General features: G+C 64.9%; 11 protein-coding genes. All 11 read left to right on the top strand.

What is annotated here, in order from left to right; all coding sequences use genetic code 11:
* Positions 1-146: 146 nt before the first annotated feature.
* A complete protein-coding gene (locus A3Q7_RS0117055; protein ID WP_018413126.1) occupies positions 147-1,166 on the top strand; it encodes an AAA family ATPase in 1,020 nt (339 codons plus the stop codon).
* A gap of 14 nt (positions 1,167-1,180) precedes the next feature.
* Positions 1,181-2,032, top strand: coding sequence for a DUF58 domain-containing protein (locus A3Q7_RS0117050; RefSeq protein WP_026224965.1), 852 nt, complete (start codon positions 1,181-1,183; stop codon positions 2,030-2,032).
* 1 nt (position 2,033) lies between these two features.
* Entirely contained in the window at positions 2,034-3,134 is a 1,101-nt protein-coding gene (locus tag A3Q7_RS0117045; RefSeq protein WP_018413124.1) for a hypothetical protein, read from the top strand.
* Complete coding sequence (locus A3Q7_RS0117040; RefSeq protein WP_018413123.1) at positions 3,131-4,159, top strand: vWA domain-containing protein; 1,029 nt, start codon at positions 3,131-3,133, stop codon at positions 4,157-4,159. The genes A3Q7_RS0117045 and A3Q7_RS0117040 overlap by 4 nt, the downstream gene beginning before the upstream one ends.
* Entirely contained in the window at positions 4,156-4,695 is a 540-nt protein-coding gene (locus A3Q7_RS0117035; protein WP_018413122.1) for a tetratricopeptide repeat protein, read from the top strand. The genes A3Q7_RS0117040 and A3Q7_RS0117035 overlap by 4 nt, the downstream gene beginning before the upstream one ends.
* Positions 4,695-5,693, top strand: a complete 999-nt coding sequence (locus A3Q7_RS0117030) for a VWA domain-containing protein (RefSeq protein WP_018413121.1) — start codon at positions 4,695-4,697, stop codon at positions 5,691-5,693. Before A3Q7_RS0117035 ends, A3Q7_RS0117030 begins: the two co-directional genes overlap by 1 nt.
* A 245-nt stretch (positions 5,694-5,938) precedes the next feature.
* On the top strand, positions 5,939-7,729 hold the full coding sequence (locus A3Q7_RS0117025) for a methanol/ethanol family PQQ-dependent dehydrogenase (protein ID WP_040571027.1): 1,791 nt from the start codon (positions 5,939-5,941) through the stop codon (positions 7,727-7,729).
* A 1,445-nt stretch (positions 7,730-9,174) separates the two neighbouring features.
* Positions 9,175-10,977 (top strand): methanol/ethanol family PQQ-dependent dehydrogenase, encoded by a 1,803-nt coding sequence (locus tag A3Q7_RS0117020; RefSeq protein WP_026224964.1) that lies wholly within the window; start codon positions 9,175-9,177, stop codon positions 10,975-10,977.
* Between the two features lie 337 nt (positions 10,978-11,314).
* Positions 11,315-12,184, top strand: coding sequence for a substrate-binding domain-containing protein (locus tag A3Q7_RS0117015; RefSeq protein WP_026224963.1), 870 nt, complete (start codon positions 11,315-11,317; stop codon positions 12,182-12,184).
* An 11-nt stretch (positions 12,185-12,195) separates the two neighbouring features.
* Positions 12,196-13,233, top strand: a complete 1,038-nt coding sequence (locus A3Q7_RS0117010; RefSeq protein WP_018413117.1) for a trypsin-like peptidase domain-containing protein — start codon at positions 12,196-12,198, stop codon at positions 13,231-13,233.
* Positions 13,234-13,280: 47 nt separating this feature from the next.
* A complete protein-coding gene (locus tag A3Q7_RS0117005; RefSeq protein WP_018413116.1) occupies positions 13,281-13,943 on the top strand; it encodes a hypothetical protein in 663 nt (220 codons plus the stop codon).
* Positions 13,944-13,990 lie beyond the last annotated feature (47 nt).

Raw genomic sequence — 13,990 nt, 5'->3', positions numbered from 1 at the left:
GCGCGCGCCCTGCCGCCCGACGCCCGGAATCCGCTGCGGGACAATGGCCCCGGTTGTCGATCCGCGCTGCAGCATGCACAGGGGACACAAACCCTGTATTGTGCGACGCGTTTTCCCGTCCATAAACCGAGCCGGAATCGTTGCTAATGCTCTCTCAGGAAGCTTTGCAGGACTGGCGCGGCCTCGCGCTGCGCGTGGAAGAGGAAGTCAGGCGGGCAGTCGTCGGACAGGACGACACGCTGCGCCTGATCAATGTCGCCCTGTTCGCCCGCGGTCACGTGCTGCTCGAAGGCGATGTCGGCGTCGGCAAGACCACCGTGCTGCGCGCGTTCGCGCGCGCCATCGGCGGCGACTTCGAGCGCGTCGAGGGCACCGTCGACCTCATGCCCAACGACCTCGTCTATCACACCTATGTCGATGGCGACGGCAAGCCGCGCATCGAACCCGGTCCGCTGCTGCGCCACGGCGAGCGACTCACCACCTTCTTCTTCAACGAAATCAACCGCGCGCGCCCGCAGGTGCAGTCGCTGCTGCTGCGCGCCATGGCCGAACGCTCGGTATCCGCCTTCAACCGCGAGTACCGCTTCCCGCACATGACGGTGTTCGCCGACCGTAACCGCGTCGAGAAGGAAGAAACCTTCGAACTGGCCTCCGCCGCGCGCGACCGCTTCATGTTCGAACTGCGCATGCTCACCCCGGCGGACGACGAAACCCGCCGCGCACTGGTGTTCGATCCGCGCTTCCACGACAGCGATGCGCTGATCGACACGGTGACGCCGGGCGTGGTGGACTGGATGCAGATGAACGAGGTCGGCGCCAGCGTGCAGCGCGCGGTCAGCGCCTCGGATGCGCTGCAGCGCTATGCGATGGACATCTGGTCGGCCAGCGCCGATCCGGTGAAGTACGGCCTGCAGATAGACGGCGTGGACATGTCGCGCCTGATACTGGCCGGCGCCAGCCCGCGCGGCATGGGCATGCTCATGCGCGCCGCACGCGTGGTCGCCTGGTTCGCCGGGCGCGACTATCTGGTGCCGGAAGATGTGCGCACCGTTCTGCCGTGCACCCTGGTGCATCGCATCTTCTTCACTCCGGTGTATGAGCTGCGCCGCGCCGAACTGGCGGACGCACTGATCGCGCAGATGCTGGAGCGGGTGGCAACGCCCTGAACCGGGTCGGCAGCATGACTGTTCCACGCGATTTCCATTACCGCATCCCGATGCGGGTGAGCGGCCAGCGGCCGGGAGCGCATCGCAGCACGAGCATCGGCAGCGGGCAGGAATTCATCGCCCACCAGACGCTGTTCGATCGTCCCGATCCGCGCCGGCTCGATCTGCGCGCCAGCCTGCGCGATCCGGAACAGCGCTGGCTGGTGCGCGTGAACCGCCAGCGCGCCGGCATTCCGGTCTATCTGATGGTCGACATGTCGGCGTCGATGACCTTCGGCTCGAGCGAAAGCAAGCTGTCGCGACTGGTGGACTTCGCCCATGCGCTCGGCGACTCGGTGTTTCGCAGCGGGGACGCGCTCGGCATGCTGGCCTATGACCGCCACGAACGCACCGACCTGATGCGGCCGCCCACCCACTCGCGTGGCGCCGGCCCGATGATGGCCGAGGCGCTTGCCGGAGCACGCGCCGACCAGCCGTCCACCGCCGGCATACTGGAAGCGTGCGCGCGCATCGCCGGGCGCCAGGCCCTGGTCTTTCTGGCTTCGGATTTCCACGCTCCGCTGACGCAGACCTCGGCCGCGCTCGACCTGCTGTCGCATGCGTATGTCGTGCCCATGGTGGTGTGGGACGAATTCGAAGCGCGTGCCCCGGATGGCGACGGTCTGATGGAACTGCGCGACGCGGAAACCGGTCAGCGCCAGGGACTGTGGCTGCGGCCGCAGGTGCGCAGCCGGTGGGCGGAATCGTTCACCCGGCGCAGGGCCGAGCTGGAACAGCTTTTCTCGGCACGCGGGGCGCGTCCTTTCTTCATGACGGGCCGGTTCGACCCGGACGCCCTGTCACGCTATTTCTTCGAGGCGGTCTGACATGAAACGCCCCACCGACACCTTCATTCCGGCGTCGCGCGTACCGCCCCCCCAGCGCGCCGGCGCGTTCTGGCGGCTGCGCCTGCTCGCTGGCTGCGCCGCCTTGGCCATCGTATGTTGCGCGCCAGCGCAGGCCGACGACGCGCCCGCCGCACCGCCGCAGCCGACCGGTGCCGTCATCCCGCCGACCATGGACCTCACCCGGCCCGCCGGCTCGAGCGACGAGCCGGCGACACCGGAGCCCGCGACGCAGCCGGCCGGCGACGGTGCCGCACCGCCCGCCGCGGCGAAGCCGGCGATCGCCGGCATCACGCCGGATGTGATCGCGCCACGCCCTTTCGGCTATGTGATCGGCGATGTGCTGGCGCAGCGCATCGCGCTCGACGCAGATGGCCGGCCGGTCACGGTGAGCAAACTGCCGCCGCTGGAACGCGACGGCAACTGGTTCGAACGCCGTACCGCGGTGATCGAGCACGACGATGCCGGTCGCGGCTGGCTGCGCATCGAATACCAGGTGGTGAATGTGCCGGAGGAACTGCGCACGCTGGAACTTCCGGCGCTCGACCTCGCGATCGGCGACGGCACGCGGCGGCTGCAGGTGCCGCCACTGCCGGTGACCGTGGCACCGCTCACGCCGACCGTCGTACTCGCGCGCGCCGGACTGGAGGAAATGCGGCCCGACCTGCCGGTGCCGCACGCCGATGCCGTCACGCCGATGCGACGGCTGAATGCGGCACTGGCCGTCGGCGTCGCACTGCTCGCGCTGTGGCTGCTGCTGCTGGCGGTACGCCGCATGTGGGCGCTGCGCAGCCTGCCCTTTGCCCGCGCGACGCAGGACCTGAAGCGCACGCGTGACGACGCGGAAGTGAGCTGGAGACGCCTGCATCGCGCGGTCGACGAGACGGCCGGCCAGGTGATCCGCAGCGACGATGTCGGGCTCTTGCTTGCGCGCGCGCCCTGGCTCACGCCGATGGAGGCGGAATTGCGTCAGTTCTTCGCGGCATCCCAGGCCTTCTTCTTCGGCGGCCGCACCGAGGCGGGCGTGGACGCGCGGGCACTGTGCGCCCGGGCCGCGCGACTCGAACGCAAGGCGCTGGCATGAATGGCCTGACGGTCGGATTGTGGCCGGGCGCGCTCGAGGTCGGCGCGCCGTGGTGGCTGCTGCTGCTGCCGCTCGCGCTGCTGCCGCTGTGGCCGCGCCGGCGGCATGCGCTCACTTTCGGCAGTCTGGACTGGCTGCCGCAGGACCGGCTCGGCAGCGCGCTGCTGCTGACCGGACGCATCGCCGCCGCGCTCGCCATGCTTTCCGCGATACTGGGGCTGGCGGGCCTGGCCCAGCCGGCCACCGAAGTGCAGCGTACCGGGCGCGGCGCCGAAATCGCCATCGTGCTCGACCGCAGCCGCAGCATGGACGAACCGCTGGTACCCAAGGGGCGTCAGCCCGCCATCGATTCATCGCACGAATCCAAGGGCAAGGTCGCGCGCCGCCTGCTCGGCGAATTCGCCGAACGCCGCCCGGAAGACCGCTACGCGCTGCTGCTGTTCAGCTCCGCGCCGATGCCGGTGGTGCCCTTCACCCAGCACGGCGAAGTGGTGCAGGCGGGCATCGCCGCCGGCGGCATCGGCCGCGGGCTGTCGGAAACCGATATCGGCCGTGCCCTGCTGGCGGGCGCGGAACTGTTCGACCGGCGCCCGTATTCAGGCAGCCGCATCATCCTGCTGGTATCCGACGGCGCGGCACAGATCGACGATGCGATGAGACAGCGCATCCAGCGCGCACTGGAACGCAACCGGGTGGCGGTGTACTGGGTGTTCATCCGGTCGGCGCTCAGCCTTGGACTGAATGCCAACGAAAACGACGGCAATGTGCCGGAAGCCGCCCTGCACCGCTTCCTGCAATCCACCGGTGTGCCTTACCAGGCGTTCGAGGCGGACGACCCGGAAGCGGTGAAGCAGGCCGTCGCCGAAGTGGACCGGCAGCAGAACCTGCCGCTCGATTACGTCGAACGCATCCCGCGTCGGGAGTTGTCGGCCGCCTGCTTCGCACTGGCCATGCTGGCCGGTCTGCTGGCGCTGTTCGTGCGGCTGGCATCGCGCCCCGCGTGGAAGGAGGAATCGTTGTCATGAAACTGCGCAGCCTGTCATCGCTGCTCGCCGCCGGCATCGCACTGAGTGTTGCGGTGGCCGCCTGGGAAGCCTGGCGGCTGAACCAGGCGCGCGAATTCAACCGGCTGGTCGATGCCGGATCGGAGGCCGCTGCGGAACAGGCCTTGCCGGAAGCCGAATTCGCGCGTGCCCAGGCACTGGCCGCGCGCAAGGACTACGACGCGGCGGTGCGCACCTACAAGGAACTGTCGCGCACGGCCGACGCCGCGTTGCGCGAGGCGGTGCTGTACAACCTCGGCAACCTGCACCTGCGCGAAGCATTGCAGTTCGGTCCGGAAAGCATAGGCAAGTCGCTGCCGCTGGCAGAACTGGCCAAGACCAGTTATCGCGAGCTGCTGCGGCTGAATCCGGCGCACTGGGATGCCAAGTACAACCTGGAGCGGGCGCTGCGGCTCGCCCCGGAACGCGAATCGGCGGTCGAGGACGGCCCGCCTCTGCCCAACAACAGCGAACGCGCGGTCACCACGATGAAGGCGTTCACGCTGGGGTTGCCCTGATGCTCCCCTGGTCGGCTCGTCAGCTCCTGTCCCGCCTGCGTGGCCCGCAAGTGCGTCCGCTCGCGATCGCGGTTGCGCTGTTCGCGCTGGCTGCCGTCACACCGCCTATTCCGCTGCCCGGCAAGAGCTATGACCATATGGTGGTGCTCGACATCACGCAGAGCATGAACACCCTGGATTATTCGCTCGACGGCAAACCGGCGGATCGCCTGAGCTACGCCAAGCACAGTCTGGCTGAAGCGCTGCGCAGCCTGCCGTGCGGATCCAGGATAGGCTGGGGCGTGTTCGCCGAATACCGCCTGCTGGCGTTGATGACGCCGGTCGAGGTATGCAGCAACTATCACGAGCTGCTCGCCACGCTCTCCAATATAGATGGCCAGATGTCCTGGGCCGGCGCGAGCGAGGTGTCCAAAGGGCTGTTCTCGTCGATACGCACGCTGAAGGACCTTGAAGGCAAGCCATCGCTGGTGTTCGTCACCGACGGTCACGAAGCGCCGCCGCTGCATCCGAAGATACGTCCGAACTTCGACGGTGAGCCGGGCGTGGTGAAGGGATTGATCGTCGGCACCGGCGGCAGCGCACTGAGCCCGATTCCGAAATTCGACCCTGATGGACGCCCGCTCGGTTTCTGGCGGGCGGACGAAGTGGCACAGACCGATGCGATCAGCCGCGGCCGGGCTGGAAGCAGCGGCGGCAATGAAGCGATGGTGGACGAGAGCGGTCGCCAGGTCGAACAGGGGCGGGCGAGCGGCACGGAACATCTGTCCAGCCTGAAGTCACCACATCTGCGGGATCTCGCGTCGCAGACCGGGCTGCACTATCACACGCTGGTCAGCCCGGAAGCGCTGGCCACGGCACTGACCGATGCCGAATTCGCGCGGACGCAGTCGGTGCCGACCCGGCTCGGCTGGCTGCCCGCCCTGCTCGGACTGCTGTGTTTTGCATGGGCATTTCGCCCGGACCGTTTCATTATGCAGCAATTATTTGCCCACAAATGATGTAACACCCGCCCCTTGATCGGACCACACTGCGTCGTAAACTCAGCATTTTTCGGGAATTTGCCCCTCCGTTAGGGCGAATTGTCTTTTTTTTGTGGGATTCTGTCCCGCTGTTGCGTTTTGCGATGTATAAAGTAATTAGCCGGATCACAAAGGTCATTTATGACCTGCACCCGGTAACCCGGCGCAGGAAGACTTCGCCGGCATGTGCAAGCAACAGAGGAGAGCTCCCCGTGTCCAAGAAAATGAAGCAACTGCCCCTTTGGATCGCCGCCCTGGCCATCCCGGGTACCGCCCTGGCCAACGCCGACCTGGCCAAGCTGATCAAAGACCCGAAGAACTGGGCGATGCAGGCCGGCAACTTCGAAAACCAGCGTTACAGCACCCTGACCCAGATCAACAAGAAGAATGTCAAGGACATGCGTGTGGCGTGGACCTTCTCGACCGGCGTGCTGCGCGGTCACGAAGGCGGCCCGCTGGTGATCGGCAACATGCTCTACGTGCACACCCCGTTCCCCAACAAGGTGTTCGCGATGGATCTGGAAACCCAGAAGATCGTCTGGAAGTACGAGCCGAAGCAGGATCCGTCCGTGATCCCGGTGATGTGCTGCGACACCGTGAATCGCGGCCTGGCCTATGCCGAAGGCAAGATCGTGCTGCAACAGGCCGACACCATGCTCGTCGCGCTCGACGCCAAGACCGGCAAGAAGCTGTGGGAAGCCAAGAACGGTGACCCGAAGATCGGCGAAACCAACACCAACGCTCCGCACATCTTCAAGGACAAGGTGATCACCGGCATTTCCGGTGGCGAGTTCGGCGTGCGCGGCCGCGTGACCGCATTCGACCTGAACACCGGCAAGATGGTGTGGAAGGGCTACTCGACAGGCCCCGACGCCGAAATGCTGATGGATCCGGAAAAGACCATGACCTGGACCAACGGCAAGCTGGCGCCGGTCGGCAAGGATTCCTCGCTGAAGACCTGGCAGGGCGACCAGTGGAAGATCGGCGGCGGCTCGACCTGGGGCTGGTATTCGTACGACCCGCAAGAAAACCTGATGTACTACGGTTCGGGCAACCCCTCGACCTGGAACCCGTCGCAGCGCCCGGGTGACAACAAGTGGTCCATGACCATCTGGGCCCGCGATGTCGATACCGGCAAGGCGCGCTGGGTCTACCAGATGACCCCGCACGACGAGTGGGACTTCGACGGCATCAATGAAATGATCCTCGCCGACATCGACGTCAAGGGCAAGAAGCGCAAGGCGCTGGTCCACTTCGACCGCAACGGCTTTGCCTACACCCTGGACCGCGTGAGCGGAGAACTGCTGGTGGCCGAGAAGTACGACCCGGCGGTGAACTGGGCGACCCATGTCGACATGAACACCGGCCGTCCGCAAGTCGTGGCCAAGTACTCCACCCGCCTGAATGGCGAAGACGTGAATACCAAGGGCATCTGCCCGGCCGCTCTCGGCTCGAAGGACCAGCAACCCGCCGCCTTCAACCCGAAGAACGGTCTGTTCTACGTGCCGACCAACCACGTGTGCATGGACTACGAGCCGTTCCGCGTCGAATACACCGCCGGCCAGCCCTACGTCGGCGCCACGCTGTCGATGTTCCCGGCCCCGGGCAGCCACGGCGGCATGGGCAACTTCATCACCTGGGACGCCGGCAAGGGCAAGATCGTCCAGTCCAAGGCCGAGAAATTCTCGGTGTGGTCAGGCGCCCTGGTCACCGCCGGTGGCATCGCCTGCTACGGTACGCTGGAAGGCTACCTGAAGTGCGTCGATGCCGACGACATCAGCAAGGAACTGTTCAAGTTCAAGACGCCGTCCGGCATCATCGGCAACGTCACGACCTGGGAGTTCAAGGGCAAGCAGTACATCGGCATCCTGTCGGGCATCGGTGGCTGGGCCGGTATCGGTCTGGCAGCCGGTCTGGAAAAGAGCACCGACGGCCTGGGCGCCGTGGGTGGCTACGCCGAACTGGCTCAATACACCGAGCTGGGTGGCGTGATGACCGTGTTCGCACTGCCGTAACACGCGCACAGACGCGTGCCTCGGGGCCATGCGCCCCGGGCACCTGTCGGCCGGACGCCCCGCCTTGCGCGGGGCGTTTTCGTTTACACCCACCCGTACGTGCATCGCGGCCAGAGGCCACTCCCACAAAAGCTCGCCCAAGCACCGAGCGGAGCGGGAGTTGCCCATGATCGCGCCCGACCACGAATGGGGTCGGAGTTGTCCATGAGCACGCCCTGACCGCAACCAGAGCCGGGGGGTCGTAGGAGCGAGCGCAGCTCACGATCCCATCCCCGAATGAAGCCCGCGGCCTGCATAAGCCGCATCGCGGCCAGAGGCCGCTCCCACAAAGGCTCCCCAAAGCAACGAGCGGAGCAGGAGTTGCCCATGACCGCGCCCGAACCACGAATGGGGTCGGAGTTGTCCATGAGCACGCCCTGACCGCAACCAGAGCCGGGGGGTCGTAGGAGCGAGCGCAGCTCGCGACCCCACCCCCGAACGAAGCCCGCGGCCTGCACACGCCGCATCGCGGCCAGAGGCCGCTCCCACAAAAGCTCGCCCAAGCACCGAGCGGAGCGGGAGTCGCCCATGATCGCGCCCGACCACGAATGGGGTCGGAGTTGTCCATGAGCACGCCCTGACCGCAACCAGAGCCGGGGGTCCTAGGAGCGAGCGCAGCTCGCGACCCCACCCCCGAACGAAGCCCGCGGCCAGAGGCCGCTCCCACAAAAGCTCGCCCAAGCAACGAGCGGAGCGGGAGTTGCCCATGACCGCGCCCGAACCACGAATGGGGTCGGAGTTGTCCATGAGCACGCCCTGACCGCGACCAGAGCCGGGGGGTCGTAGGAGCGAGCGCAGCTCGCGATCCCATCCCCGAACGAAGCCGGCGGCCTGCACCCGCCGCATCGTGGCCAGAGGCCGCTCCCACAAAAGCTCGCCCAAGCAACGAGCGGAGCCGGGGGGGCGTGCGGGCTTGCCCGCGATTCAACGGCGAACGAAGCCCTCCGCCTCACCTCGCACCGGTCATCCGGCACGTCCGCAACAGGAATTTGGTCTCCAATTGCAAACCCGACACCTCGCCGGAGGCCTCCGGAAGCGGTCTCAAACTGCTGCATTTTTAGGCAAAAGAGGCTGTTCCGATAGCGAACACACCCCGGTACACAGTGCCCGGAAAACTGTTGCGCACCGCAACAAACAGGATGAATTTCCATGTTGCAGCGCGCCACGCATCGCGGGAAAATATCCCGTGAAACCCTTACCGATAACTAAGGAGCGTATTTTTTCATTACTGTCAAGTTTAAAATTTTAGTACGCACCGGGGAAATCTTCCCGCTGTTCCAAAAACGTGTGCTATATCTTCATTACCTCGACGCCCGGGGTCACTTATGGGCGTTGCAGGGCACGCAGAACCGGACCCCTTGCTCGGGGATGTCCGGTGACATTTTGGTAGCAATGAGGAGGAGCCTATGTCTAGCAAGATGAAGCAACTGCCGCTGTGGATCGCCGCCCTGGCTGTCCCCGGTACCGCACTGGCCAACGCCGACGTCGCCAAGCTGATCAAAGACCCGAAGAACTGGGCGATGCAGGCTGGCAACTTCGAGAACCAGCGTTACAGCAATCTGAACCAGATCAACAAGAGCAACGTCAAGAACATGAAGGTGGCCTGGACCTTCTCGACCGGCGTGCTGCGCGGTCACGAAGGCGGTCCGCTGGTCATCGGCGACACCCTGTTCGTGCACTCCCCCTTCCCCAACAAGGTGTTCGCGATCGATCTGGAAACCCAGAAGATCAAGTGGAAGTACGAGCCGAAGCAGGATCCGTCCGTGATCCCGGTCATGTGCTGCGACACGGTGAATCGCGGCCTGGCCTACGCCGAAGGCAAGATCTTCCTGCAGCAGGCCGACACCATGCTGGTCGCGCTCGATGCCAAGACCGGCAAGAAGCTGTGGGACGTGAAGAACGGCGATCCGAAGGTGGGTGGCACCAACACCAATGCGCCGCACGTGTTCAAGGACAAGGTGATCACCGGTATCTCCGGTGGTGAGTTCGGCATCCGCGGTTATGTCGCTGCCTACGACATCAACACCGGCAAGCAGGTGTGGAAGGGCTACTCGACCGGCCCCGACGCCGAAATGCTGATGGATCCGGAAAAGACCATGACCTGGACCAACGGCAAGATGGCGCCGGTCGGCAAGGATTCCTCGCTGAAGACCTGGCAGGGCGACCAGTGGAAGATCGGCGGCGGCACCACCTGGGGCTGGTACTCGTACGACCCGCAGGAAAACCTGATGTACTACGGTTCGGGCAACCCCTCGACCTGGAACCCGTCGCAACGTCCGGGTGACAACAAGTGGTCCATGACCATCTGGGCCCGCGATGTCGATACCGGCAAGGCCCGCTGGGTCTACCAGATGACCCCGCACGACGAGTGGGACTTCGACGGCATCAATGAAATGATCCTCGCCGACATCGACGTCAAGGGCAAGAAGCGCAAGACCGTGGTCCACTTCGACCGCAACGGTTTCGGCTACACCCTGGACCGTGTGACCGGCGAACTGCTGGTGGCCGAGAAGTACGACCCGGCGGTGAACTGGGCCACTCACGTCGACATGAACACCGGCCGTCCGCAGGTGGTCGCCAAGTACTCCACCCGTCAGAACGGTGAAGACGTGAACACCAAGGGCGTGTGCCCGGCCGCTCTCGGCTCGAAGGACCAGCAACCTGCTGCCTTCAATCCGAAGAATGGCATGTTCTATGTGCCGACCAACCATGTGTGCATGGACTACGAGCCGTTCCGCGTCGAATACACCGCCGGCCAGCCGTACGTCGGCGCCACGCTGTCGATGTTCCCGGCCCCGGGCAGCCACGGCGGCATGGGCAACTTCATCATGTGGGATGCCGGCAAGGGCAAGATCGCTCAGACCAAGCCCGAGAAGTTCTCGGTGTGGTCGGGCGCCCTGGTCACCGCCGGTGGCATCGCCTGCTACGGTACGCTGGAAGGCTACCTGAAGTGCGTCGATGCCGACGACATCAACAAGGAACTGTTCAAGTTCAAGACGCCGTCCGGCATCATCGGCAACGTCACGACCTGGGAGTTCAAGGGCAAGCAGTACATCGGCGTCCTGTCGGGCATCGGTGGCTGGGCCGGTATCGGTCTGGCTGCCGGCCTCGACAAGCCGACCGACGGTCTGGGTGCCGTGGGTGGCTACGCCGAACTGGCTCAATACACCGAGCTGGGTGGCGTGATGACCGTGTTCGCACTGCCTTAATCGGCGGATGCGACACCGGGGATGCTCCGGCATCCCCTGTCAGATCCGGCTGGCACCTTGCGGCGACGCAGGTGCCAGTTTTTTTTGCAGATCCGCACATGCAGCACCGTATGCCGGCGGAGCGCATCCGGCATGGATCCGCGCAAGTCGCCAGAACAAATTCACGGTTTTCTCAAAACAAAATCCCCGCTCCAGATGTCAGACTGTCACCTGTGCACACGGGTGGCATCCCCTGTCGTACAAAAGGCTTCGCTCCGCCGGCTCTTCACGGCCCGGCATCACGACAGCCACACAATGATCGATGAACACCCCAAACGTCCGGAGGAGAAACCACAACATGACCCAACGACTGTCCGCTCTTGCCCTGGCTGTGTGCGCATCGCTGCTCGCACCCGCGATACACGCGCAGGAAACCGGGGACGACAAGGTACTTCGTGTCTGCGCCGACCCGAACAACCTTCCGCTTTCAAACGAAAAGGGCGAAGGCTACGAGAACAAGATCGCCGAACTGCTCGCCAAGGATCTGGGCTACAAGCTGGAGTACGCCTTCTTCCCGCATCGCATGGGTTTCGTGCGCATGACGCTCAAGGCCAAGCACCCTCAGATTCCCGGCAAGTTCCGCTGCGACCTCATCGTCGGTGTGCCGGTGGGTTTCGACCTCGGCGCGACGATCAAGCCCTACTATCGCTCCACCTATGCCGCCGTATTCAAGAAGGGGCGCGGATTCGACGACGTGAAAACACCTGACGACCTGCTCAAGCTGCCCCCAGAAACGCTGTCCAAGCTTAAATTCGGTGTGTTCTCGCAGACGCCGCCGGTGGACTGGCTGCTGCGCAACAGGCTGTTCGATCAAGCTGTTTCCTACCAGCGCCAGAGCGGTGACCCGGAAGCCTACCCGGGCGAAATCATCGAGAAGGACCTGGAATCGGACAAACTCGACGTGGCCATGGCATGGGGACCGATCGCCGGCTACTTCACCAAGAACTCCAAAGCCCACGATCTGATCGTGGTGCCCTTCCCGCCCGAGAACAACATCAAGTTCGACTACGCCATCACGATGGGCGTGCGGTATGGCGAAAAGGACTGGAAGAACAGGATCGACGAAGCGGTGCAGCGCAATCTGCCTGCCATCCACGACATCCTTAAGTCCTATGGCGTACCGCTGGTGGATGAATCCCAGGCGAGCCATACCGCCGCCGATCGCTGACAGCCCCGGACATGCCGCATCGCCTTGCATCCGGCCTCATCGCTGCCATGCTGAGCAGCGCGGCAGCGGCGCTTGACCAGCGCGACATCGCGGCGCTGATCAGTCTGCGGCCCAGCGTTCTCAAGGTCGAGGCGTCGGACGTACGCGGCAATGTGGGAATAGGAACCGGCGTGGCCGTCGCGCCCGGCGTCATCGCGACGGCCTGCCACTTCACCGCCCACGCGACGTCGGTACGCGTGGTGGTGAATTCCGAGCGCATGCAGGCGCGGCATCAGCGGGCACAGATGGCGCGCGACCTGTGCCTTCTCGACGTGCCGGGGGCAAGCGACGTGAAGCCGGTGCCGCTGCGCGAAGGGCCGCTGCAGACCGGGGAGGAACTGGTGGCACTGGGCTACATCCTCGGTGCCGCTCCGCGCGTGAGCAATGGCATCGTATTGCGCCTGCATGACTTCGATGGCGGGAAGGTGATCCAGAGCACCACGCCGTTTACGTCGGGAGCCAGCGGCGGCGGACTGTTCGATCGCGAGGGACGGCTGGTCGGCCTGATGGCCTTCAGGTTCCGTTCCGGCACCGACAACCAGTTCTCGGTACCGGTGTCATGGATACGCGAAGGCCTGGCCGACACGCCTGAGGGCGACATCGCTCCATTGAAGGGGCAGCCTTTCTGGAGCCGGGCGGGTGACGAACTGCCGGCCTTCCTGCGCTTGCAGCAACTGGAAGCGGAATCGCGCTGGGCCGATCTGGAGACGCTGGCGCGGCAGCGGATCGCGCAGTCGCCCGACGACGCTGCGGCCTGGCACGCGCTGGGTGTGGCCCGAGCGGCCAGCGGCGCGCCCGAAACCGCACTCGACGCCTTTGTACATGCGGACATGCTGGACCAGGGCAACCCGGTCTTCCTCACCGATCTCGCGCTTGCCCAGCTTCGCGCCCGGGACGAGGCCGCCTACCGGACGACGCGCGCGCGCTTGCTGAGGGTGTCGCCCGCCGCGGCGGCGTCACTGGACGCCCGCAGTCACCGATGCGACGTCGAACAGGAGCATCAATGCTGAATTCACACCGACAACGGACGAAGATCCGCTTTCCACGAGGAGTCACCATGAAGTACCGCAATACCTTGTCTGCGCTGATCGCCAGCCTGTTCCTGATCACGGGCGCAGCGCACGCCGAACCCAGCCAGGAAATCACCGAGGCGGAACGCAGCCTTTTCATGACCGATCAGATGTCAGGGCTGAAGGCGCCGATCACCTTGAGCTATTCCTTCAAGCGCAGCGGAAATCAGGAAGTCCCTTTCCAGGACACCGTCGAGGTGCGGATCAGCGAGGACCCGGCGGGCCGCAAGATGGCCACCAGTTGCCTGAGCGGTGCGCGCAAGACCGAAATACCGGAAGTCGATGCAGCGCAGAGCAACCCGGCGCTCATGTGCTTCCTGGAGCGCGACATCCGCGAGATGGAAAGACTGACCGGCGGCAAATCGAACTACTTCCGCAAGCGCATACGGCTCGCGCTCGCCGAAGGTCCGGCGGCAAAGACCATCAGCGTGAACTTCGGCGGCAAGTCGGTGGACGCGAGGGAATATCGCATCACGCCGTACGAAAACGACCCCAACAAGCAGAAATTCCCGAAGTATCTGGGCAAGACCTATGTGTTCGTACTGTCCGATGCGGTACCGGGTGGCCTGTACCGGGTGGACACCATCGTGCCCGATGGCAACGGCGTGTTGATCGAAGAGGATATGGTACTGGCCGGCGTATCGAAGTAAGCGCCGCAGGCTCCGCACGAAGGCGCGCCGGGACGCGGACCGCCGAC

This window comes from Methyloversatilis thermotolerans, assembly GCF_000372885.1.
In the GTDB taxonomy this organism is placed as follows: Bacteria; Pseudomonadota; Gammaproteobacteria; order Burkholderiales; family Rhodocyclaceae; genus Methyloversatilis; species Methyloversatilis thermotolerans.
The sequence above is the reverse complement of the archived record's forward strand: the minus strand, read 5'-3'. Positions and strand labels throughout refer to the sequence as shown.